Below are 24011 nucleotides of genomic sequence, written 5' to 3' on the forward strand. Positions count from 1 at the left end.
CTTACCAGCTTGCGCCGAATGCCTGACGCAGCGCCTCGATATCGTCTTCGTTCAGCGTGCGTACGTCATGCTGGCGCAGCAACAGAAACAGCTTGGCCGTCTCCTCAAGTTCCTCAATCGCGTTGCGCGCCGCCTCCAGCGTCTTGCCGGCAACGACCGGGCCGTGATTGGCCAGCAATACCGCGCTGTAGTTGGCAGCGTACTCGCGCACCGCCTCGCCAAGGGCCGGGTCGCCAGGCCGATAATACGGAATCAGCGGCAGCCGCCCGACCCGCATCACAAAATAGGGCGTAATCGGTGGTAAGCAGGAATGCGGATCAAGACCATTCAGACACGACACTGCCGAAGAGTGCGTGGCATGCAGGTGAATGATGCCGCCAGCATCGGCACGTTGATCATAAAAGGCGCGATGCAGAAATGACTCCTTGGTTGGCGGCTTGCCCGTGATCAGGTTGCCGTCCCAGTCGAGCTTGGAAATTTCGGCCGGGTCGAGTGCGCCGAGGCTGGCGTTGGTCGGTGTCATCAGCCAGCCGTTATCGAGCTTGGCGCTGATATTGCCGGAAGTGCCCGGCGCCATGCCCAGTTGGCGAAACGAGCGGCCAATCTCGGCGATCTCCTCGCGCAGGCGGTTTTCCTCAGTCGAAGTATTGAGCATTGTCACGGCAGCATCCCCCATGCCCTGGTCATGAAGTCCGGCGCGCCGAAGTTGCCCGACTTGAGCGCCAACGCTAATGGTTCACGCGTACCGATTGTGGTCGTCCACGGCACGCCGGGGTCGATGCTCGGCCCGATACGCAGTCCCTGCACGCCCAGCGCACCGACCACCGCACCGGCGGTTTCACCCCCGGCGACCAACAGCCGCCGTACGCCCTGACGTGCGACCATCGCTTGGGTAATCTCGGCCAGCGCACGCTCGACCAGCGCACCCGCGTCACTCACGCCGAGCTTCGCCTGGGCCTGTTTGACTTCGTCAGGCGACGCACTGGCATAGATCAGCACCGGCCCCGCGGAGAGATGTTCTTCGCTGAGTTTCAAGGCTTTCTCTACGACACGCTCATAATCGTCGGCCAGCGCCAGCGCCTCGACGTGAAAGCTCGGATAGTGCTGGCGTGCTCGTTCGACCTGTTCAAGCGTGGCGCGTGAACAGCTACCGCTGATAATCGCTTCGCGCCCGGCAATGGCCGGCAGCGCAGCGGCGTCATCGCAATGATTAAGACGCTCTGTCACGTTAGCTGGCAGCCCAAGCGCCAATCCCGAGCCGGCCGTTACCAGCGGCAAACCGCGGCAGGCACGCGCGAGCACATGCAGATCGTTGTTGTCGATCGCATCACAAACCGCAATGCCGACACCGGACTCCTTGAGCGCCAGCATGCGCCGCTGCACCGCATCCGCGCCCTGGCGGACCGTGGCATAGTTGATCAGGCCCACGTCATGACGCGTCTGTGCGCCAAGCACACGGACAAGATTGGCATCTGTCATTGGCGTCAGCGGATGATCCTGCATGCCGCTTTCGTTGAGAGGGACGTCATTGGCAAACAGGTAGCCGTTATAAACGGTGCGCTTATTGGCTGGCAGTGCCGGGCAGGCAATGGTGAACGAGGTGCCGAGCGCTTGCATCAGCGCATCGGTGACCGGGCCGATATTGCCTGCGGGCGTCGAATCGAAGGTCGAACAATACTTGAAATAGATCTGCTCGCAGCCTTGTGCCTTAAGCCATGCCAGCGCATCAAGCGACTGCGCCACCGCGTCTTCAGCAGGAATCATGCGCGACTTGAGCGCGACAACTACGGCGTCGGCTCGCTCTTCCATTGCCTCCTGTGGCACACCAATCGTTTGAATAGTACGCATCCCGGCGCTGACCAGCATGCTTGCCAGATCGGTGGCGCCGGTGAAATCGTCGGCGATACAGCCCAGAATCGGCATGCTCAACCCTCCTCAGCGCTGTCGTTGGCCGCGCGGTCAGGCAGTGCAACGCCAGGGAAGATTTTCACTACAGCAGCATCGTCTTCACGCCCATAGCCTTGCGCCGAGGCCTGAGTAAACATGGTCAATGCCTGCGCGGTGAGCGGCAGCGGAAATTTGTCACGATGGGCGGTATCAAAGACTAGGCCAAGATCCTTGACGAAGATATCGACAGCGGAATGCGGAGTGTAATCGCCTGCGAGAATGTGCGGCACACGATTTTCGAACATCCAGGAATTGCCAGCGCTCTGGGTGATCACGTCATAAAGCGTTTGCGGATCGCAGCCGCCACGGATGCCATAGGCCATCGCCTCAGCAGCAGCGGCGATATGTACACCGGCCAGCAGCTGATTGACCAGCTTGACCTGAGCCCCCTGCCCTGGCTTTTCGCCCAATCGATAGACCTTGGCGGCCACTGCGTCGAGCACGTTTTCCACCTTGGAAAACACCTCAGCCGGGCCCGACGCCATGACGGTCAACGCGCCCTGGGCGGCCTTGACCGAGCCACCTGAGATGGGCGCGTCAAGCAATAGCAGGCCGCGTTCGGCAAGATCATCGCCCAGCGCGGCGACCGCCTCCGGTGCGCAGGTCGCACAGGCGATAACGACGCTGCCCGGCGCGAGGCCGGCAGCAATACCGTGCGCGCCGAACAGTACGTCACGGGTCTGCTCAGCGTTGACGACCACGATCATCACCACATCGATCTGCGCTGCCATCTCATCGGGAGCCGATACCACCTGCCCACCTGCGGCTTCGAAAGTCTGGCGCGCCTCGGCACGTAAATCACAGCCCCAGGTATCAAAGCCGCTACGCAGCAGTGACTGCGCCATGCCCATGCCCATCGAGCCGAGCCCGATCACGCCGACTCGCGGCCGATTCATTTCCGCCATCCTTTTTCTCCCTGTCGCTTTCATGGTTGACTCAATTGGCTGGCGCATCACGCTCCTGTGATTCGACTCGCTTGAGCAGATCATCTGGTGCCTGAGTCAAGCGCCACCGAGCATGATCCAGATGACAAGCGGCCGCGTGGGCGGCCGCCTCGCCATCACCTTGGGTGATCGCCTTAAGGATCGCCTCGTGCTCTTCCACCACCTGCGCCATGAACTGTGCACGACATGCCTCGTTGGTGCGCGTCACAGTGATCGCGTGATGGAGAAACCGGTTGTAAAAATCGATCACGGCGATGAAGTGTTCATTATTTGAGGCCTCGGCAATGGCGCGGTGAAAGGCCATGTCCTGCTCAACGCCCGTATGGCCGGCTTCGACGGCTTCGTCGATATCGGCCATGGCGTTGCGAATCCGGCGCAGCTGCGATGGTGTACGTCTGTGCGCCGCCAGCCGTGCCGCCTCGACTTCCAGTGCACGCCGCAGCTCTAGTAGACCGACAACTGATTGAAACGACTTGTCCGGAATCGGTAGCTTGAGCGCTACCATCGGCGCCTCGGCGACAAAGCTGCCACTGCCGCGCCGGGACGTCACCAGCCCCGCATTACGTAGCATCGATATCGCCTCGCGTACTACCGAACGGCTGATGCCGAAACGCTCTCCAAGCTCCGCCTCGGTGGGCAAACGTTCGCCTTGGCGCATCTCACCGGCATGAATCGCTTCAGTCAGTTGTTGCGCGACCTGTTCAGATAGTTGCGGGTTGCGTTCCGGCAGCGTTTCTTTAACGCCTGTCATGTCAGCTCACTTTCTTTCCAGCCCCCTCACCCATCCAGCTGCGTAATAGTCGCTGGGCGGCGGCGGGACACGGTGATTTTGGCGTCTATCAGTATACGACTAAGGGCGCGAGACTAATGGCGATCTTGCTCCCTCAATAAATTTGTCAGACAACATTACAAATAAGGATTGTCCGCACAATACGTCTTTCGATCAAGGCAACCCAGCGAAGGAGGTTTTCATGCATATTGTTGTTACCGGCGGCGCCGGTTTTATCGGAGCACGGCTGATCCAGCGGCTGCTCGATGACCATCAAACCATTGATGGCCATTCCATCACACGCATCACCTCACTCGATCTTGCTCCCTGCCCCGTTGATGATGAGCGCGTCGAATCATTGACGGGCGATATTGCCGATATGGCGTTGATTGCCGGTGCACTTGGCGAAGACACAGTTGCCGTCTGCCACATGGCCGCTGTCGTCAGCTCGCAGGCCGAAGCCGATTTCGAGTTAGGCATGCGCGTCAATCTCGATGCGACCCGCGCGCTGCTCGAAGCCTGCCGCACCCATCCACGTACGCTGCGTTTCCTGTTTGCCAGTTCGCTTGCCGTGTTCGGCCCCGGCCTGTCGCAGCCGGTCGCCGAAGCGGTCGGTCCACAGCCGCGTTCCTCCTACGGTGCCCAGAAAGCCATCGGTGAGCTGCTGGTCAATGATTACAGTCGGCGCGGTTTCATCGATGGGCGCGTCTGCCGCCTGCCGACCATCGTGGTACGTCCCGGTAAACCCAACAAGGCGGCCTCGTCGTTCGCCGGCGCTATCATCCGCGAGCCGCTGGCCGGGCTTGAAGCCATTTGCCCGGTCGATGCGAACCTGCCGCTGTGGCTTTCCTCGCCACGCGCCGTGGTGGCCAATCTGATTCATGCGCTGACATTACCCGCCGGGTCGCTCGGTGACTGGCGTACGCTCAACTTGCCCGGCATTACCGTCACCGTGACCGAGATGCTCGATGCGCTCGAACGCCAGGCCGGCACGGCAGCGCGTCAGCGTGTGCGCTTCGAACCCGATGCCGTCATCGAAAAAATCGTCGCCAGTTGGCCGGGCGGACTGGAGATACAGCGCCCCCTCGCCCTCGGCTTTCAGGCCGACAATGATTTCGATGCCGTGGTGCATGCTTACATCGAGGAGTATGGCCGGCAGTAAGCATTGCTCAGTTGCCTCAACCCCATACCTTTGCATTGCATGACAACGTTCAACGCCCGTCACCACAATATCCAAGGAGTACGCCGCCATGACAGACGCCGCTGTCGCCGGCCCGCAAGTCATCATCGGCCTGGGCATCGCTATTTTCGTCATGATCGCGCTGGTATTGAAAACCCGCGTTCATGCCCTGCTTGCGCTGATTATTGCCGCCTCGATCGCCGGCCTGATCGGCGGGATGCCGCCCAATGCCGTAATCAGCGCGATTACCACCGGTTTCGGCACGACACTGTCGACCATCGGTCTGGTCATCGGCTTTGGCGTGATGATGGGAAGAATTCTTGAGGTATCGGGCGCGGGGCAGCGCATGGCCTATTCGATCCTCAAGCTGCTCGGCAAGGAGCGCGAGGATTGGGCGATGGCGCTGACCGGCTATATCGTCTCGATCCCGATCTTCTGCGATTCCGCCTATGTGATTCTCAATCCGCTGGTGCGGGCGCTGGCACGCAATAGCGGCCGCTCGATCCTGACGCTGGGCATCGCGCTCGCCTCGGGATTGGCCGTCACCCACAGCGCGGTACCACCGACGCCGGGCCCGCTGGGCGTGGCTGGCATCTTTGGCGTGGATATCGGGCTAATGATCGCTTGGGGGCTGGTATTTACCGCGCCAGCCTTGATCGTGATGGTGCTCTATGCGCGCATTATGGGGCCGCGCATCGAAGCAATGATCGCGCGTGATGCGCCTGGTTCGCTTCAGCCAAATACGGACCCAGTAGCCCGTCCGCACGCTGAAGAGGATCTGCCCTCGCTATTACGTTCGGTACTGCCGATCGCCCTGCCGATAGCCCTGATCTTTCTCAATACACTGGTCAGCGCCGTTGCCGGACTGAACGAAGGTTTCAGTATCGAGCAGTCATTCATTGGCCAGATTGTGGTTTTCTTCGGCAATCCGGTTATTGCTGTCGGGATCGGCGTACTGGTCGCCGTCTATGGTCTGGTACCGAAGATGCCGCGTGACGAGGTACTGACCCATCTTGAAAAAGGGGTGGAAAGCGCTGGCATCATCTTGCTGGTGACCGGCGCCGGTGGCGCACTGGGCGCGGTATTGCGCGCCAGCGGTGCCGGCGATTATATCGGCGTTCATGTCGCCGCGCTGGCGCTCCCGCCGTTTCTGATTCCCTTCGTGATTGCCACTCTGGTGCGTTTCGTACAGGGCAGCGGCACGGTATCGATGATTACTGGCGCGTCGATCTCAGCGCCGATCCTGGCCGTGATACCTGATGTCAATATGGTGCTGGCCGCTCAAGCCGCCTGTCTTGGTGGGCTGTTCTTCAGCTATTTCAATGATAGCTACTTCTGGGTCGTCAATCGCATGCTCGGCGTCAAGACTGCCAAGCACCAGCTGCTCGTCCTGTCGGTGCCGACCACGCTGGGCTGGGCAGCTGCGCTGGTTGCGCTGCTGATCGCCAATGCATTTATCGGGTAACTGATCCCAAGAGCACCATGATGAAGATTACCAACGTGCGCGCTCGGGTGTGCGAGTTCTTCCCGGTTCACGACTCATGAGCTGTTCTATTACCTATTCGAGGGTGACCCCGCCCCGGTCAATGGGTATCTCGCTTCAAAAATCGATCAATCAAAAAAACGCCTCCCGACTGGGAGGCGCTTTTCTACGAGCTGTCATCCAGCAGTACGTTTCAGCCGGCGCAGTTTCTGACGCAATGTTTTAGGACGACGGCGGCCATACGTGCCACGTGCGATCTTACCCCGCTTACTGCGATGATCACCCCTTGCCATGGACTTCCTCCTGAAAACAGCTAACTCAAAAAATACTCCACTTTTACACCCTAGTAGATAAATGAAAACAGTAAAGTGTTACGTCCGCTCCTCCGTGACTGGCGTTACGGTTTTCATTTCCTGCGTATTGTACAGAATCAGCCACAGCGACATCGCAATCAATACTCCACCGCCAAAGTGCGCGAGCGTGACCTTTTCATCCAACAACAGCGCGCCCCACAATACACCGAAAGGAGGCACTAACAAAGTAACGGTATAAGCCTTGATGGGACCTACGTTGGCAATCAGTTGAAAGAACAGGATATAGGCCAGTGCGGTACAGACGATGCCCAATATGGCGAGCGCGCCCCAGACCTGCGGCACGTGCCAGTGCGCGAATGAAGAGGTCCTCCCCACCTCGATAGCAAAGAACGGCAACAATACCAGCGTTGCCCCCACTTGGCTTCCGACCGCCTGGAGCCGGCTATCCAGGCCGCCCTTTTGGGTAATCCAGCGCCGAATCAAAAAGCCGGAAAGGCCATAGCAGGTCGCCGCCCCCAGGCAGGCCAATGCGCCCAGCAACAGGTTTCCATCGACAGCGACCGGCCCTGAATTTACCAGTATCGCGACGCCACCCAGGCCAAGCACCACGCCCAATGCCTTGGCAAAGGTCAGCGATTCATGAAAGAACACCGCGCCGATCAGCACGCCCATCATTGGCGTAGTCGCGTTGAAAATGGCCGAATAACCGGCCGGGAGCAGCTTGGCTGCCGTACAGTACAAGGCGAATGGCACACCGGAATTAAGCGCGCCGATCAACAGCATCAGCCCAAACTTGCCTCGAAAGACCCAGCGCGAACGCATCACAAGCAGCAAAGCAATTAGGGCAAGAGTAGCGAACAGGGCGCGAAAGAACGCCGTCGGAATAGCATCCAGTACGGGCGCGGCAATGCGCATGAACAGAAAGCTGGCGCCCCACATGGCGGATAGCATCAGCAGTCTTACAGCATCGGACAAGGCCATGGTTTTCTTTTCTCTTCGATATTCAGCAGTTATCCGATGCTTTTACCACAGATGAGATCATAATTTTCGCCGCATCCAGACATAAAAAAAGCCGGAGACAATGTCTCCGGCTTTCGACGCACTTAATCTAGCTAGCGATCATGACGCCTGCTGACGACGCGGACGCTCATCGCTGCGCTCGCGACGACGCTCCGGGGGACGACCGGTGCTGCGCTCGGCGCGGCCCTGGTCTTCGCTGATTTCAAGCGGCTTGCCACTGACGCGAGCACGCGCCATTTTGGTCAGGATCGTGCCCGGCAGGCTGCTCGGCAACTCGACGATGCTGTGCGATTGACGAATATCGATTCGACCAATACGAGCACCTTCGATACCCCCTTCGTTCGCCAGCGCACCAACCAGTTGGCCCGGCTTGACACCGTCACGATGACCTACGGCGACACGGTAGCGAGTCATGCCTTCGCTCGGGCCGCTTTCACGACGGCGTGGCGGCTTACCTTCACCACGGCTGTCACGACGCTCTCCACCGCTAGTACGCTCGCGGCGTGGATCAGCCTTGGGCAATTCACGCACCGGCGTTTCATCGGCGCGAGCAAGGCTGGCAAAGGCACACGCCAGCTCGATCGGATCGAAGCCCTGCTCAATCAGCCCTTCCACCAAGGCGCGCTGGTTTTCAGCGCCTTTGTCCAGTGCAGCTTCAGCACGCAGTTTGAAGCGACTGTCACGGTGCTCGCGAATGGTCTTCTCATCCGGAAGCTCCATTACTTCGATGTTCTGCCCCGTCGCCTGCTCCACAGAGCGAATCTTGCGCGACTCGCGGAAACCGGCAAACGTGATTGCCACGCCTTCGCGACCGGCGCGGCCAGTACGGCCGATACGGTGGATATAGGCTTCGGTATCGTGCGGCAGATCGAAATTGATAACATGCGTAATACGCGGCACGTCAAGACCGCGCGCAGCGACATCAGTGGCGATCAGCACGTCGATCTTGCCCTTCTTGAGGCGCATGACGGTACGTTCACGCAGGCTCTGATCCAGATCACCTGACAGCGCTGCAGCCGCAATACCGCGCGCAGAGAGCTGTTCAACCAATGTGGTACAGGCTGCACGAGTACGTACGAAAACGATCGCCGCATCAACCGGTTCGACTTCCAGAATACGGGACAGCGCTTCGATCTTGGCACTGCCCTCAACGCGACAAACCCGCTGTGAAATCGTCGTAGTGGCGGCCTTGGACTCAATCTGGACCTTGACCGGATCCACTAGATAACGGTTAACGATCTTCTCGATCGCAAACGGCAAGGTCGCGGAGAAGAACACACGCTGAGCGTTCTTGGGCGTGTCCTTGACTACACGCTCGACGTCATCGATAAAGCCCATACGCAGCATTTCGTCGGCTTCGTCGAGTACCAGCGCGTTGAGGCCTTCAAGGCTCAAAGAACCACGATCAAGGTGATCAATTACACGTCCAGGCGTGCCTACAACGATCTGGCCGCCGTTTTTCAGGCCGCGCAGCTGTTCACGGTATTCCTGACCGCCACACAGCGTGACTACACCCAACCCTTCAATGTTCTGCCCGTAACGGCTGAAGTTTACAGCGACCTGCTGAGCCAGCTCACGCGTTGGTGCAAGCACCAGCACCTGCGGTTCGCGACGGCTCAGGTCAAGCCGTGATAACAGCGGCAATGCAAAAGCCGCAGTCTTGCCGGTACCGGTTTGCGCCTGACCGATCAGGTCACGGCCTTCCAGTAACGAAGGAATAGTTTGCACCTGAATAGGTGACGGGGTTTCGTAACCCAGTGAATCAAGTGAAGAAAGAACAGCAGGCAACAGCGCCAGGTCGCCGAAGCTCGGCGAGGCAACAGAATTCGAGGTCATATCACACCTTATGAGCCGAGCTGGTCACTCTATGGTGGCAACAGTCATCGGCGAGAAGAATGTCGTGGCCTTCGTGACACGCTTTGTCTAAGCGCTTGGGAAAGCCGGGTCGCACCTGGTGCCGCTCAGCAATCCTGCTCTTGTGCAGGAATATGGCTGTAACGACACACGCAGCGTGTGGCGACCGTCGCGCGCCAGCCTATTAAAAAGGTATGGCAAGCGCTATCCATCTATGCATCTTGGCGCACTATCTAGTGGTCTATGCCGAACCATTCGGCATACCAGTGCGCTCTCGGAGACTCGCCCCGATTGCATATGCTCAGATATCTTCAACAGATATTGGCAGGGGATCGAATCAGCAGGATGGTAGGGTCTACACATGCGAGGAGCAGGCATACTACCATAGTAATGTTTAGCGTGCATGCTTTTTTACACTTGCTCTCAGGATACCGCCTTCAATGCCAACTATCTGGGTTGACGCCGACGCTTGCCCCAAGGCAGTTCGCGACGTCATTATTCGCGCTGCCGAACGCACCTCGACCCCCACCCGCTTGGTAGCCAATCACCAGCTACCGGTGCCCCGTTCCCCCTGGGTCCAATCTCTGTCCGTACCCAGCGGAGCAGACGCGGCCGACAATTTAATCGTTGAGCGTGCCGAACCCGGTGACCTCGTCATTACTTCAGACTTGCCGCTGGCCGGTGACGCGCTAGCCAAAGGTGCGGTGGTTTTGACCTCACGCGGAGAGGCATTAACGCTGGACAACATTCGTGCCCGCTTGAACATGCGAGATTTCATGGAAACAATGCGCGCCAGCGGAGAACATACCGGCGGCCCCAAGGCGCTTTCCGAACGCGATATTCGGGAATTTGCCAACGCCTTCGACCGCCAATTGGCAAAGATGCGACAGGCCTGATGCTGCCTAGCTGTGCCTATAGACGCCCTTGCCCTCCAGACGTTCACGATCATGAGGGCGAGTGAGCTCCAGAATGGGCCCCTTGGGCACAATGCCGGTCGGATTGATAGTCGGATGACTACCATAGTAATGGCGCTTGATATGATCGAAATCGACCGTTTCCTCGACCCCCGGCCACTGGTAGAGCTCACGCAGATAATTCGAGAGGTTGGGATAATCGTCGATGCGCCGCAGATTGCATTTGAAATGGCCATAGTAGACCGCATCGAAGCGCACCAGCGTGGTAAATAGACGAATATCGGCTTCAGTCAGGTACTCACCGGCCAGGTAGCGCTGCGTATCAAGCAGCTCTTCCAGCCAGTCAAGCGCTTCGAATAACGTCGTGACGTGCTTTTCATACACGTCCTGTGCGGTCGCAAAGCCCGCCTTGTAGACACCATTATTGATCTCGTCATAGACCCGTGCGTTGATTGCATCGATCCGTTCGCGCAGCGGCTCAGGATAGAAATCGAGATCGTTGTCAGTAATCCCGTCGAAGGCGTCATTTAAGATGCGCACCAGTTCGGACGACTCGTTGTTGACGATACAGTTCTTCTTCTTGTCCCACAGTACCGGCACGGTAGCGCGCCCGCTGTAGTGCGGCTCGGTCAGGGTATAAAGCTGGTAATGACGTTTGACCCCGTTGATCGGATCGCCCGTTGAGCCTTCGCTTCGCTCGTAAGTCCAGCCCTCATCACGCATGTAAGGACTGGTGACTGACACGCCGACATGCGCCTCAAGGCCCTTGAGCCGACGCATGATCAGGGTGCGGTGCGCCCATGGGCAGGCGAGTGAAACATAGAGATGAAAGCGCCCGGATTCGGCACGAGTCGCTGGCTGCCCTTTTGGTCCTGCAGCCCCATCATCGGTAACCCAGTCTCGCAACTTGGCCGAGTCCCGCACGAACTCACCGCCGTGACTCTTGGTGTCATACCACTGATCACGCCATTCACCATTAACCAGCAATCCCATCGGTTTTCTCCCCACGTGCTGCTTGTTACACGTGCATTATATGTTCAAGGACGTGTCAGCGTAGTCGCCCCACTCAGCGTTCGCGCGCCGTAGTAGCGGAGGTATCAGTCGATACCATCGCATGGGCAGACGCAGCAGGTTGATGGTGCCCTCGGCACAGGCTGACCGATTCGCGCAGCGCATCAGCCAGGGCATGTGTGGCCGGACCAGCACCATCAGCGTCACGAAAGAACAGCTGTATCGGAATCTCGCGTACCGCCCCGGCCGTCAATGGCAACGGCTTGACGCGGTTGCTCACCAGCATCTCAGCAAGCCTTGTTTCTGACACCCAGGCAAACCCAAGACCACGCGCAAGCATATCGAGCGCGGTCGCCACATGGCTGACCGTCCAGCGCTGCTCAGCCTTCAGCCAACCATAATCGCTGGACTGGCGCTGTGCCGAGTCACGAATCACTATCTGGCGATGGTGGCGTAAATCACGCAGGTCGAGTGGACGTTCGAGTTTATGCAAGGGATGCTCCGGATGCGCCACGGCAATAAAGCGCACCGTCACCAGAGGCTCTCCTAGAAAGCCCGACGCGACGATACCGCTGATCATGAGATCGACGCGTCCATCCCGGAGAAGTTCGACGCCGCCGTTTAGCACGGTTTCAAAAAGCTGAATACGCGTATGAGTGAATCGTTCGGAAAAGCGCGCCAGTGCATATGAAAGCGCGTCTGAGGGAAATATCTGGTCCACTGCCAAACATATTTCGGCTTCAAGTCCGCCAGCCAGACTTGACGCTACCGACTCAAGCGCATCAGCGCCTTCCAGCAGCTGGCGGGCACGGCGTAACAACATACCCCCCTGCTCGGTCAGCCTCACCTGACGCCCCACAGTCTCGAGCAAGCGTACGCCCAGTTGTTCTTCCAGCTTGTGGACAGCATGGTTAATTGTCGATGGGCTTTTATGAATCATGTCCGCGGCACGGGCGAAGCCCCCATGATCCACGACCGCCGCCAACATTTGCCACTGTGCTAATGTCACTCGCGCCATAGCGACATCCTTTATCCTCGCAAAAAATCGAAAGCAACTAGTAAAACCATGCCTTCAATTTTCGAAAAAAGCGACATAAGCGTACTGAGACGGTGGATATTTTGCGCCTGCTTTGATCCTATCAAGAACATATCACTTCAACTTGTACAACTTACATCCAATTTTCCGTTATACCATTTATATTTTTGACATTTCATGAATCATGAATATTGCATTAACTGCTCCATGCAGTGCTGCTTTACCCGAGCAAACGTCAAGTAAGGTAAAGTCTTTTTGATAAAGTGGATTGCATCCGGTTATCAGATACATAAAAAGCTCATTTCAATTTATCCATTAAAATAAAGTAACAACCTCTCTTTCCTTTATATGACCCCATTCATCACAACAAGCGCCGAGAACAGCTAAGCAACGCCAGTGACCAATTAAACAATAGTTGTACATCAGACTTTATAGCTATTACTAAGCTTAAAAAGAGCCTTTTTTCTTCCTAATAGGGTCTTTGCACATTCAGGTCGTTAGGTTAAGGTGAGCGAGCCTTTTCTTCTTCACCTTAATTTTTATATGGCCTTTTATGTTGCGAATTCTCCATTCGCTGCCCCGCCCCCATAGGTTACTGCTTTTACCTGTAACCACTATGGTCACTGTGCTGGGCGCGCACGAGCTTATCGAAAAGTATACAGTTACTTCTTCACCCCTCGTTGCCGATATCCAACAGGCGGCGCTTCCCGTTTCTCCGGCCGATGCCAGTTCGCTGCGGATCGAAAATCTGACAACGCTCCCGTCAGCACCGGCTGAATCTACCGCGCCTGCTCAGACAAACGCTTTGGCGACAATCGCTTCAACGACAGACGCGTCAACGACGAACAGTCCAAGCGAGCCGAGCGCGAACGCTTCTGGAAAAACGATACAACCCTCACTTGTGCCCACCGATTTTGCTGAGGTTGTACAAAATCCGGCAGCGGCAAGTCATGATGCACAGGCTACCGAGACACCGCTGAGCAAGCCGGCATTGGCCTCTGTGGTTAAACTCAGCAGCCTTCTGGGCATTGATTCTTCCGGCGAGTTCTCCTCTGACCCGGTCGAGCTGGATGATGTTTCGGACGGCGAGACAGATCTAAGCGACGAGATTGTTGCCAAGGAAACCTACGTTCCTGAATGGCAAACATATACCGTTCAAAATGGTGACACGTTTGCCGTCATGGCCGAGCGTAGCCTCGGGCTTGGCTACAGTGAAGTGATGAACCTGCTTAAAATCGTACCGAACAAGAAGGTACTGACCAATCTTCGCGTTGGCCGCAATATCGACTACATGCTCGATGAACATGGCCAGCTGCTCGCGCTGAAAGTAATGAAAAATTCGCGTGATGGCTATCTGCTCGAGCGCAACAACGCCGAGAGCGAATTTGAATACTCGGATGTCAAACGCGCCTCGCAAGCCACTCAGCGTCTGTTCGCAGGAACGCTTGAAGGCAGCTTCGGTGTTTCTGCCCAGTCAACCGGACTCTCAAGCGCGGAAGTGGCTGAGCTGACCAAGATCCTCAGCAAGAAGGTTAACTTCCAGCGCGATGCGCGCCAGGGCGACCGCTTCCAGGTGCTGGTTGAATCCGACATGATCGACGGCAAGCCGCTGGATTCTCGTATCCTCGCGGCGCACTATGAAGGCACACGTGCCGACATTACCGTGTTACGTCACAACGATCATTTCTATACACCGGAAGGCAAAGGGCTCGACACTGCCTTTGAACGCTATCCTTTCCGCGGCCACTACCGCATCAGCTCGCCGTATAATCTCAAGCGCCGCCACCCGGTCACCGGACGCATAAGCCCGCACTTGGGTACGGACTTTGCAGCACCTGTAGGCACGCCTGTACTTGCAACGGGAGATGGTCGTGTCATCAAGGTGGGCAACCATCCCGCCGCAGGGCGCTATATCGTCATTGCCCATGATAATGGCTACAAGACACGCTATCTGCACCTTTCAAAACCGCTGGTCAAGAAAGGCGAACGTGTCAAGATGGATGAGCGCATCGCGCTTTCCGGCAATACCGGCCGTAGCACAGGCGCCCATATACACTACGAAGTCATGGTCAATAATCGGCAAGTCGACGCCATGCGTGTCAAATTGCCTGATGGCCATTTGCTGTCAGGAAAGGAACTGGCAGTCTTCAAGAAAAAGAGCAAGCAACTTATCGCCAAGCTGGATACCGCTGACAATGCCCGTGCTGTCGCCAGCACCCAAAAGCATGATCACGACAACGAAAGCTGATCACTGCGATATGAGCCAAAGCCACATGAAAACGCCCCGGGAATCCGGGGCGTTTCTCGTTTGGGCAAGTAGGGTCACCCGCGCGCCATCGCCACACTCGGCTTGGTTATCATCACGCTTGCGATCCAGAAGGTTGCCCCGCCGAGTAGCGAGCCGGTAAACCAACCGTAATCGTAGAACCATTGCATCGTCCCGCTAAGCAGCGAAAAAACGGTCAATGCGACGGGCAGCAGGAACGCGACGAATCCCGCCGGGTTATAGGCCGGATAGCGCCCGCCATCGATATAGAGGCTTGCCACATCGAGCTCCTGACGCTTGATCAGGAAGTAATCGACCACCATGATCCCGGCAATGGGGCCGAGAAGGCTTGAATAACCGAGCAGCCAATTAGAATAGAGGCTTTCCAACGATACGTTGGAGGTGATCACACCCAGCTTCTGCAGCAGGTCGTAGCCCATTAGCAGGACGCCTACCGCGCCTGTGATCAATACGCCGACCGTGCGATTGATCAGTTTCGGGGCCAAGTTCTGAAAATCGTTTGTCGGCGAGATTACGTTGGCGGCACTGTTGGTCGAAAGCGTCGCGATCACGATCAGAATCATTGCCACCACCACCCAGCCAGTGCTGTCGATACGCCCGATCAGATTGACCGGATCAGCAATCGTTTCCCCTACCAGCGAGCTGGACGCCGCCGTCATCACCACGCCGAGTGCCGCGAACAAAAACATCGTCAACGGCAAACCGATGATCTGACCGACAATCTGGTCCTTCTGGCTCCTAGCATAGCGGCTGAAGTCGGGAATGTTCAGCGACAATGTCGCCCAGAAGCCGACCATCGCCGTCAGGCCGGCGAAGAAGTAGCCATATACCGGTTCGCCGGCGGGGCGCGACGGCGGCTGCGCCAGCAGTTCACTGACCGAGATATGCGGCAGCGCCCAGACCAGCAGCCCCACCGCCACGAGCAGCAGCAGCGGCGCCGACAGCGTCTCGAGCCATTTGATCGACTCCGCCCCCTTGATCACGATGTAAAGGTTCATCGCTGCGAAGAGGAAAAAACCGATCACCTCGCCGGTACCGCCCAGCGCCTGCCACGGCTCGAACAATGCCGAAAGTAGCAGGTGGATGGCGAGACCGCCGAACATGGTCTGGATACCAAACCAGCCGCAGCCGACCAATGCACGGATCAGACACGGCACGTTGGAGCCGAGGATGCCGAACGACGAGCGAAGCACGACCGGAAACGGAATGCCGAATTTGGTACCAGGGAAGGCATTGAGCGTCAGCGGGATCAGAATGACGATATTGGCAATCAGAATGGTGATCAGCGCCTCACCCACTGAAAGGCCAAAGTAAGCGGTCAGAATACCGCCTAGCGTATACGTCGGCACGCAAATCGAAAGCCCGACCCACAGCGCGGCAATATGCCACTTCGTCCAGCTGCGTTCTGTAAGCCGCGTGGGCGCGATATCGTGGTTGAAGCGTGGGCTGTCGAGTATCCTGCGGTCGTTGAGGGGCGTTTCAACGAGTTCTGGCGAATGAACGGTCTGGGCTCTTGCAACTGGCATTATTGTTGTCCTCATGGTCAGGATCGAAACCGAGAATGAATCGCCTCGATCATTGCCACGCAATAAACATGCCTATCCCTGTCATTAACGCACTGACCACATCATGGTCGTCCTATTTTGTGTGTCCTTATTACAGCTAAACCATAAGTTGACCACCGCGTTAACTCTTGCGTTAACTGCGGCAACATGGGTTGCCGCTATGCCAAAGTGCAGCGCTTAAGCGCAAAAAAACATCAACCATTAACGTTATTAATGTTGTTCATAAAGGTGCAGTAAGTTTAATCAAATACAGATAATTGACTTTGACTTAATAAAATATGCTCTCTTTTTAAATATTTAACTACTTCACCTTTTTGATTCAAGCCAGCACCAAAACCGCACAAATCCTGCAATCATTCAATAAATTCTTTAATAATTATGCAATTACAAAAGCTACCGCTATGCCTGAGCTGATTTTAAAAAAGACTTGCCTTCATCCCGATTCAGTTATTAGATTCAAGTAAAGTTGACTCACCAGTCAGAAAATAAAAAACAACCGATAGCACAAGAAGCCATTTTTTGGCCCAAGCAATCCGCAACCGTCTATTAATAACAACCAACGGAGCGACAGATGGAAAAACTCAAGATCGGCCTGATTCAGATGCGTCTCAAGGCCAGCATCGATCTCTCCCCCGAGGCGATCCGTGACGCCATGAACGAGGCGCACCTGCCACTGATCGATCAGGCCGGAGCAGCGGGCGTACAGGTGCTGTGCTTCCAGGAAGTGTTCAACCAGCCCTACTTCTGCCCTAGCCAGGACGCCAAGTGGTATGCCGCCGCCGAACGTGTGCCCGACGGCCCGACCGTCACTCTGATGCGCGAATATGCCGCCCGGCACAAGATGGTGATCATCGTGCCGCTCTACGAAGAAGCAATGCCCGGCGTCTACTACAACACCGCGGCGGTGATCGACGCCGACGGCAACTACCTCGGCAAGTATCACAAGACCCACATTCCCCATGTCGCCGGCTTCTGGGAGAAGTTCTTCTTCAAGCCCGGCAAGTCAGAGTGGCCTGTATTCGATACCGCCTATGGAAAAATTGGCGTCTATATCTGCTATGACCGCCACTTCCCCGAAGGCTGGCGCGCCTTGGCGCTCAACGGTGCCGAAGTGATCTTCAACCCCTCCGCGACTGTTGCCGGTGTCTCACAGTATCTATGGGAGCTGGAACAGCCTGCCTCCGCTGCCGCCAACGGCTGCTTCATTGCCGCCATCAATCGCGTCGGCACCGAAGCGCCGTGGGACATCGGCGAATTCTACGGCAGCTCCTACATCTGCAACCCGCGCGGTCAGATCGTTGCCCAGGCCAGCGCCAGCGAATACGAGCTGCTAATTCACGATATCGATCTTGGCGAAGTGCGCGAGATTCGCAACAGCTGGCAGTTCTTCCGCGACCGCCGGCCGGAGACCTATAGGCGTCTGACCGACGGCGAATAATCGGTCTGTCCGGAAGTGTCTGCGCTTGCCGATACGGCGTTGAACAAAGCCTCAAGGTGCTCATTTACCCCTTGTAAACTCCGCGCTTTCGGCTTTGTTCGCCTTGTCTCAGCTTCGCTCGACAACTTCCAGGCTAGACCTCCATGCATGACCAATAACAATTAATGAGGCTCGACAGATCATGACACTACTGATCCGTGGCGGCACCGTCGTCACCCATGATACTACCTTCTGCGCCGACGTACTGTGTGAAGACGGCACGATCATCGCGGTCGGCCCCGACCTCGACGCGCCGGCTGACGCCGAAATTGTCGACGCCAAAGGGCAATACGTGATGCCCGGCGGTATCGATCCGCACACCCATATGCAGATGCCGTTCATGGGCGCGACGGCGAGCGAGGACTTCTATACCGGTACCGCCGCGGCGCTGGCCGGCGGCACGACGATGATCATCGACTTCGTGATCCCCAACCCTGGCCAGTCGCTGATTGAGGCCTATCGAACCTGGCGCGGCTGGGCGGAGAAAGCCGCCGCCGACTACAGCTTCCACGTCGCCGTGACCTGGTGGGCCGACAGCGTCGCCGAAGAGATGGGCACGCTTGTGCGCGAGTACGGCGTCAACAGCTTCAAACACTTCATGGCCTACAAGAACGCGCTGATGGCGACCGACGATATTCTGGTCGAGAGCTTCACGCGCTGCCTCGAACTCGGTGCCGTGCCCAACGTCCACGCCGAGAACGGCGACCTGGTCGCCCATCTGCAGCAGAAACTGCTCGCCCAGGGCATCACCGGACCGGAGGCGCACCCACTGTCACGTCCGCCCCAAGTGGAAGGCGAGGCTGCCGGACGGGCGATTCGCATCGCCGGCACGCTTGGCGCGCCGGTCTATTTGGTGCATGTCTCGACCAAGGACGCATTAGACGAGATCACCACGGCACGCGCTAGCGGCCAGGTCGTGTTCGGCGAGGTGCTTGCCGGCCATCTGCTGCTCGACGATAGCGTCTACCAGAATGAGGACTGGGCCACTGCCGCCGCCTACGTGATGAGTCCGCCGTTTCGGCCCAAGGGCCATCAGGAGGCGCTGTGGAACGGCCTGCGCTCCGGCAACCTGCAGACCACCGCCACCGACCACTGCTGTTTCTGCGCTGAACAGAAGGCAATGGGACGCGACGACTTCACCAAGATTCCCAACGGCACCGCCGGCGTCGAGGATCGCATGGCGCTGCTGTGGGACGCCGGCGTCAACGCAGGCAAGCTCTCGATGCAGGAGTTCGTCGCCGTCACCTCCACCAACACCGCCAAGATCTTCAACCTCTACCCGCGCAAGGGCGCGGTGAGCGTCGGCAGCGACGCCGACCTTGTCGTCTGGGACCCGCACGGCAAACGCAACCTGTCGGCCAAGACTCATCATCAGAACATCGATTTCAACATCTTCGAAGGCCTTGAGGTTACCGGCATTCCACGCCATACCATCAGCCGCGGCAAGCTGGTATGGAGCGACGGTGAACTGCGCGCCGAGAGCGGCGCCGGCCGCTACGTTGATCGTCCGCCCTATCCGGGCCTCTACGACTCGCTTAGGAAGCGCAACGAGCTGGCCACGCCTAAAGCGGTTGTGCGCTAACGTCCGCTTGGCAAGTTCCAACAACAAGCCACCAACAACAACAGGCTGGAACCGTGATGAACAAGCTGAACCACCTGCCCCGCTCGGCGGCCAGCGCCGCCGAGCTGGCCAGCCGCTTCACCGACCTCCATCCGGCGCTGACGCCGCGCCAGGCCGAGATCGAGAGCGAGCGCTGCCTGTACTGCTATGATGCCCCCTGCGTCGAGGCCTGCCCGACCGGCATCGACGTGCCCAAGTTCATTCGCCAGATCGCGTATGACAATCTCAACGGCGCGGCCAAGACGATCCTCGACGCCAACATCCTCGGCGGCAGCTGCGCGCGGGTCTGTCCTACCGAAATCCTCTGCGAACGCGCCTGCGTACGTAACTACGATCAGGAAGCCGAGCCAGTCAAGATCGCGCTGCTGCAACGCCACGCCATCGACGGCATGACCTTCCGTCGGCACCCGTTCGAGCGCGCCCCTATGACGGGCAAACGCATCGCCGTGGTTGGCGCCGGTCCAGCGGGTTTGTCCTGTGCTCACCGTCTTGCCATGCACGGCCACGACGTGGTGATCTTCGAAGCCCAGGCCAAGCCCGGCGGCCTCAACGAATACGGCATCGCCCGCTACAAGCTCACCGACAACTACGCCCAGGAAGAAGTTGCGTTTCTGCTTTCGATTGGGGGTATCGAAATCCGCTACGGCCAAGCACTGGGCCGCGGGCTTGAGCTTGCCACGCTGAGGCGCGAGTTCGACCGTGTATTCCTCGCCCTCGGCCTGCAGGCCAGCCGCGCGCTGGCACTCGACGAGTCTTCCCATGCTAGCGCCACCGCCGCCACCGACTATATTCGCGTACTGCGCCAGAGCGCAGATCTGACCGACCTGCCGGTGCCGGCAAGCGCCATCGTGATCGGCGCTGGCAATACTGCCATCGACATCGCCGTCCAGGCCAAGCGCCTCGGCAGCGAAGAGGTGACGCTGGTCTACCGCCGCGGCATCGAACATATGACGGCCACCCCACATGAACAGGCGATCGCCCGCGACGCCGGCGTACGTCTCGTCACCTACGCCCAGCCGGAGCGCATACTGCTCGACAATCAAGGCCATGTCGCCGGGATGCGCTTCACGCGCACGCGGCTTGCTGCCGATGGCCGGCTCGAAGCGAGCGATGAGACGCTCGACATCGCTGCCCAGGCAGTGTTCACCGCGATCGGTCAGGCATTCGATGTCGAGGCGCTGAGTGACATGCAGGCACAGACGCTGGCCCGCGACAGCGGCCGCATTCGCGTCAATGATGCGTTTCGCACCTCGCTACCCGGCGTTTACGCCGGTGGTGACTGCGTCAACCTCGGACAGGATCTGACCGTCGAGGCGGTACAGCACGGCAAGCTCGCCGCTGAAGCGATCCACTTCGAACTGATGGGCAAGGCGGAGGCCGCATGATGGCAACAAACGTTTCCGGCATCATCGATAGCACCAACGATGTCGACCTGAGCATCGACTTCGCTGGCATCAAGGCGCCAAATCCCTTCTGGCTCGCCTCGGCGCCGCCCACCGACAAGGCCTACAACGTTGAACGGGCTTTCGCCGCCGGCTGGGGTGGCGTAGTCTGGAAGACCCTCGGTGAGGATCCACCCGCGGTCAACGTCTCGTCACGCTACTCGGCGCTCTATGGGCGCAATCGCCAGGTGATGGGTCTCAATAACATCGAGTTGATTACCGACCGTTCGCTTGAGCTCAACCTGCGCGAGATCGAGCGGGTCAAGCGCAACTGGCCCGACCGCGCACTGATCATCTCGCTGATGGTGCCCTGCGTGGAGGAAGCCTGGCGCACGATCCTGCCGCTGATCGAAGCGACCGGTGCCGACGGCATCGAGCTCAACCTCGGCTGCCCCCACGGCATGCCGGAGCGCGGCATGGGTGCAGCCGTGGGCCAGAACCCTGATCTGGTCGAGCAGGTTGCGCGCTGGTGCAAGCAATATTACTCCAAACCGGTAATCGTCAAGCTGACCCCTAATATCACCGACATTCGTGCCCCGGCCCGCGCTGCGCTCAGAGGCGGCGCCGACGCGGTGTCACTGATCAACACCATCAATTCGATCACCTCACTTGATCTTGATCGCATGGTCGCCCACCCCATCGTCGGCGGACGCAGTACTCACGGCGGCTACTGCGGCGAGGCGGTCAAGCCGATCGCACTCAACATGGTCGCCGAGATCGGCCGCGACCCGGCGACTCAAGGGCTGCCGATCTCCGGCATCGGCGGTATCTCAAGCTGGCGCGACGCAGCCGAGTTCATCGCCCTCGGCGCTGGTTCGGTGCAGGTCTGCACTGCAGCGATGCTGCATGGTTTCCGCATCGTCGAGGAGATGAAGGACGGCCTGGCGCGCTGGATGGGCGAGCACGGCTATGCACGGATCGGCGACTTCAGCGGCCGTGCGCTGGCCAACACCACCGACTGGAAGTATCTCGACATGAACTATGTCTCGATCGCCCACATCGATCAGGACAAGTGCATTCAGTGTGGGCGCTGCCACATCGCCTGCGAGGACACCTCGCACCAGGCTATCGCCCACTATCGGCTCGATGACGGCACGCGCCGCTACGAGGTCAAGGCAGCGGACTGCGTCGGCTGCAACCTGTGTCAGATCACCTGCCCGGTCGAGGGCTGCATCGACATGGTCGCCGTCGAGACCGGCAGGCCCTACATGAACTGGACTCAGGATCCGCGCAACCCGCACCGCGAAGTGCAGGAACCCGCCGCTGCAATGTAAACAGACGTCACCTGCGACAACTGCATGCCAAACCAAGCCCCGGCACCGTGCTGGGGCTTTTTCATTAGAGCTTTTATGCCCACGCGCTAGTCAGGGGTCGAAGGACAATTAACAAGAAGCGCACTATTAAAAGCGCAACTATTAAAAATCGGTATAGGGTGCCATCTCGACGCGGTGCGCCATAACAGGGTTCTGCATCTTGATGCAGTGGAGCTTCAACCCCTTGCCCTCGGCGCAGCGCTTTGCCCACCTGCTGGTCAAAGCGCTCGCTTCGAGGATATCAGCCGATCAAGAGTGATCGGTTAGAGACTCTTGCGTGACACGCTTGTATTGCGGCGCGGGAGCAGCGGGAACTCCGCCCTCCTGATGGGAAGGCGATTCAGGTTCAAAGCCGCCGCCGAGCGCTTGAACCAGTTGAATGGAAGTGTCGAGCTGACGCGTCTTGAAATCGATTAGCCGCTGCTCAGCATTGAGCAGCTGTTGCTGGCTGCTCAGCACGGTCAGATAGTTTTCGAGCCCGGCCTGTTGACGACTCACGGCAAGATCGAAACCGCTCTGTGCAGTCTTGCGTGCCTCTTCGAGATCCTTGAGCTGGGATTTCATCGCGTCCAGTTCGGTGATGTAGGTGGTGACATCGCCAAGTGCATTGATCAGCGTCTGGTTGTACTGCGCCACGTTCAGATCGTAGCTGGCATCGGTGCGCTCAAGGTTAGCGCGCAGCCGGCCGCCTTCGAAAATCGGCAGAGAAATCGCGGGCTCGATGTTCGCCGCCTCGGCTGCATCGCTGAAGATATAGTTGCCCAGATACGACTGAAAGCCGATCATTGCTGAGAGATTGAGGTTGGGATAGAAGCGTGCCTTGGCGGCCTTGATGTCTTGCGTTGCCGCCTCGACGCGCCAGCGCGCCGCGACGATATCAGGGCGTCGCCCGAGCAGCTCGGCGGGCACGTTAGACGGCAGCGCCAGCAGCGCCGGCGTCAGCACCCTGGGACGCGGAATTTCGGCACCGCGGTCAGGACCCTTGCCAAGCAATACCGCCATCTGGATTTCGGCGCTGCGCAGCGTCTGTTCGGCTGCGCTCAGCGCCTGACGCGAGCTCGCCACGCTTGAGCGCGACTGCAACTGCGGTGTTTCGTTCTGCAGTCCAGCTTGGCCGAGCTGACGGTTGATATCGGCGACGTTCTGCGCACGCTCTAGCTCTTCCTGGGCCAGATCACGCTGATTATAGGCATCCGCCAGTTGCACGTAGGCACGCGCAACGTTGGTCGACAGCGTCAGCGCAGCGGCATGGTAATCAATTTCGGAAGCACGCGCCTCGCCAAGTGCAGCGCGAAAGTCAGCCTCGTCCCGCCCCCATAGGTCGAAGTCGTAATTGAAGTTGGCGCTCAGCGCACGAGAAGTGCTGTAAAAGCCGCCGACGCCACTCGGATCTTGTACCTGCGAGACGCGCGAACGACTGATGCTGGCCGAGCCATCGACGGTCGGCAGCCGCTCGGCGCCGGCCGCCTCGGCCTCTGCATTAGCCTGACGCAGCCGGGCCTGAGCGACTTCCATGTCGGGGCTGTCCGCCAGCGCTTCGTGAATCAGCTGATCCAGCACCGGGTCGCCGAGTGCGTTCCACCAGTCGCTTTTCGGCCAGCTGGCCGGTGAGATAGTGACATCGGAGAGCATCTGATGAGCATTCAACTGAGCGAGGTCGGTCATTTCTCCCTGCGGCTCGATACCTGCGTAATTGGCGCAGCCGGCAAGCATCACACCACATACGGCGCTCAGGCCACCCATGCGCAGATAATGGCCAATGCTTTTTTCAAACCCTGTCAGGGCACGTCCTTTCTTCACTTGCGTTCTCCAATGCGGCACTTCTAACCGAGCC

The 24011-nt window shown here is 58.4% G+C and carries 19 protein-coding genes and 1 pseudogene; 9 read left to right on the plus strand and 11 right to left on the minus strand.

The features are described from left to right. Position 1: 1 nt before the first annotated feature. The 4 genes from otnC to C3Z11_RS07810 are packed head-to-tail and all read right to left on the minus strand — an operon-like array spanning position 2 to position 3642. Complete coding sequence (gene otnC, locus C3Z11_RS07795) at positions 2–676, minus strand: 3-oxo-tetronate 4-phosphate decarboxylase (RefSeq protein WP_106477368.1); 675 nt, start codon at positions 674–676, stop codon at positions 2–4. Continuing rightward, positions 658–1923, minus strand: coding sequence for a 3-oxo-tetronate kinase (gene otnK / locus C3Z11_RS07800; protein WP_106477369.1), 1266 nt, complete (start codon positions 1921–1923; stop codon positions 658–660). Before otnK ends, otnC begins: the two co-directional genes overlap by 19 nt. A 2-nt stretch (positions 1924–1925) precedes the next feature. Next, entirely contained in the window at positions 1926–2936 is a 1011-nt protein-coding gene (gene ltnD / locus C3Z11_RS07805) for an L-threonate dehydrogenase (RefSeq protein ID WP_449577901.1), read from the minus strand. Continuing rightward, complete coding sequence (locus C3Z11_RS07810) at positions 2884–3642, minus strand: FadR/GntR family transcriptional regulator (RefSeq protein WP_106477370.1); 759 nt, start codon at positions 3640–3642, stop codon at positions 2884–2886. The genes ltnD and C3Z11_RS07810 overlap by 53 nt, the downstream gene beginning before the upstream one ends. A gap of 220 nt (positions 3643–3862) precedes the next feature. Between C3Z11_RS07810 and denD the strand changes: the two genes are divergently transcribed. Together denD and C3Z11_RS07820 are read left to right on the plus strand one after the other, a co-directional pair. Then, positions 3863–4822 (plus strand): D-erythronate dehydrogenase, encoded by a 960-nt coding sequence (denD, locus tag C3Z11_RS07815; protein WP_106477371.1) that lies wholly within the window; start codon positions 3863–3865, stop codon positions 4820–4822. 88 nt (positions 4823–4910) lie between these two features. Next, complete coding sequence (locus C3Z11_RS07820; RefSeq protein WP_106477372.1) at positions 4911–6305, plus strand: GntP family permease; 1395 nt, start codon at positions 4911–4913, stop codon at positions 6303–6305. A 194-nt stretch (positions 6306–6499) separates the two neighbouring features. Here the strand turns inward: C3Z11_RS07820 and C3Z11_RS17270 are convergent, their stop codons facing one another. From C3Z11_RS17270 to C3Z11_RS07835, 3 genes are all read right to left on the minus strand, one after another. After that, complete coding sequence (locus C3Z11_RS17270; protein ID WP_106477373.1) at positions 6500–6616, minus strand: 30S ribosomal protein THX; 117 nt, start codon at positions 6614–6616, stop codon at positions 6500–6502. A gap of 78 nt (positions 6617–6694) precedes the next feature. Next, positions 6695–7618 (minus strand): DMT family transporter, encoded by a 924-nt coding sequence (locus C3Z11_RS07830; protein ID WP_106477374.1) that lies wholly within the window; start codon positions 7616–7618, stop codon positions 6695–6697. Positions 7619–7756: 138 nt separating this feature from the next. Beyond that, the gene (locus C3Z11_RS07835) at positions 7757–9493 is read right to left on the minus strand and encodes a DEAD/DEAH box helicase (protein ID WP_106477375.1); all 1737 of its coding nucleotides are present in this window, start codon (positions 9491–9493) and stop codon (positions 7757–7759) included. Positions 9494–9951: 458 nt separating this feature from the next. Between C3Z11_RS07835 and C3Z11_RS07840 the strand changes: the two genes are divergently transcribed. After that, positions 9952–10407 (plus strand): YaiI/YqxD family protein, encoded by a 456-nt coding sequence (locus tag C3Z11_RS07840; RefSeq protein WP_106477376.1) that lies wholly within the window; start codon positions 9952–9954, stop codon positions 10405–10407. 6 nt (positions 10408–10413) lie between these two features. Here the strand turns inward: C3Z11_RS07840 and C3Z11_RS07845 are convergent, their stop codons facing one another. Together C3Z11_RS07845 and C3Z11_RS07850 are read right to left on the minus strand one after the other, a co-directional pair. Beyond that, positions 10414–11418 (minus strand): glutathione S-transferase family protein, encoded by a 1005-nt coding sequence (locus C3Z11_RS07845; protein ID WP_106477377.1) that lies wholly within the window; start codon positions 11416–11418, stop codon positions 10414–10416. Between the two features lie 73 nt (positions 11419–11491). Then, positions 11492–12454 (minus strand): LysR family transcriptional regulator, encoded by a 963-nt coding sequence (locus C3Z11_RS07850; RefSeq protein WP_106477378.1) that lies wholly within the window; start codon positions 12452–12454, stop codon positions 11492–11494. Positions 12455–13373: 919 nt separating this feature from the next. Here C3Z11_RS07850 and C3Z11_RS07855 point away from each other — a divergent pair. Further along, on the plus strand, positions 13374–14720 hold the full coding sequence (locus C3Z11_RS07855; RefSeq protein ID WP_317450659.1) for a peptidoglycan DD-metalloendopeptidase family protein: 1347 nt from the start codon (positions 13374–13376) through the stop codon (positions 14718–14720). Between the two features lie 74 nt (positions 14721–14794). Here C3Z11_RS07855 and C3Z11_RS07860 read toward each other — a convergent pair whose 3' ends face one another. Then, the gene (locus C3Z11_RS07860; RefSeq protein ID WP_106477380.1) at positions 14795–16285 is read right to left on the minus strand and encodes an NCS1 family nucleobase:cation symporter-1; all 1491 of its coding nucleotides are present in this window, start codon (positions 16283–16285) and stop codon (positions 14795–14797) included. Between the two features lie 610 nt (positions 16286–16895). On the opposite strand from C3Z11_RS07860, the gene C3Z11_RS07865 reads away from it, so the two are divergent. The 5 genes and pseudogenes from C3Z11_RS07865 to preA all read left to right on the plus strand — a co-directional run bounded on the left by C3Z11_RS07865 (position 16896) and on the right by preA (position 22138). Beyond that, positions 16896–17762, plus strand: a complete 867-nt coding sequence (locus tag C3Z11_RS07865) for a nitrilase-related carbon-nitrogen hydrolase (protein WP_106477381.1) — start codon at positions 16896–16898, stop codon at positions 17760–17762. A gap of 181 nt (positions 17763–17943) precedes the next feature. Next, positions 17944–19383 carry a dihydropyrimidinase gene (gene hydA / locus C3Z11_RS07870; protein WP_106477382.1) on the plus strand — a complete coding sequence of 480 codons (1440 nt, stop codon included), beginning with the start codon at positions 17944–17946 and terminating at the stop codon, positions 19381–19383. Between the two features lie 56 nt (positions 19384–19439). Continuing rightward, positions 19440–19751 (plus strand): annotated as a pseudogene (locus C3Z11_RS17275) (dihydropyrimidine dehydrogenase); the annotation flags it as partial. 141 nt (positions 19752–19892) lie between these two features. Beyond that, positions 19893–20807, plus strand: a complete 915-nt coding sequence (locus C3Z11_RS07875; protein ID WP_262927331.1) for an FAD-dependent oxidoreductase — start codon at positions 19893–19895, stop codon at positions 20805–20807. After that, complete coding sequence (gene preA / locus C3Z11_RS07880) at positions 20804–22138, plus strand: NAD-dependent dihydropyrimidine dehydrogenase subunit PreA (RefSeq protein ID WP_262927297.1); 1335 nt, start codon at positions 20804–20806, stop codon at positions 22136–22138. The genes C3Z11_RS07875 and preA overlap by 4 nt, the downstream gene beginning before the upstream one ends. Before the next feature lie 288 nt (positions 22139–22426). Here preA and C3Z11_RS07885 read toward each other — a convergent pair whose 3' ends face one another. After that, complete coding sequence (locus C3Z11_RS07885) at positions 22427–23977, minus strand: efflux transporter outer membrane subunit (RefSeq protein ID WP_262927298.1); 1551 nt, start codon at positions 23975–23977, stop codon at positions 22427–22429. Positions 23978–24011 lie beyond the last annotated feature (34 nt).

Origin of the sequence: Phytohalomonas tamaricis (assembly GCF_003012345.1) — a bacterium.
GTDB lineage: Bacteria > Pseudomonadota > Gammaproteobacteria > Pseudomonadales > Halomonadaceae > Phytohalomonas > Phytohalomonas tamaricis.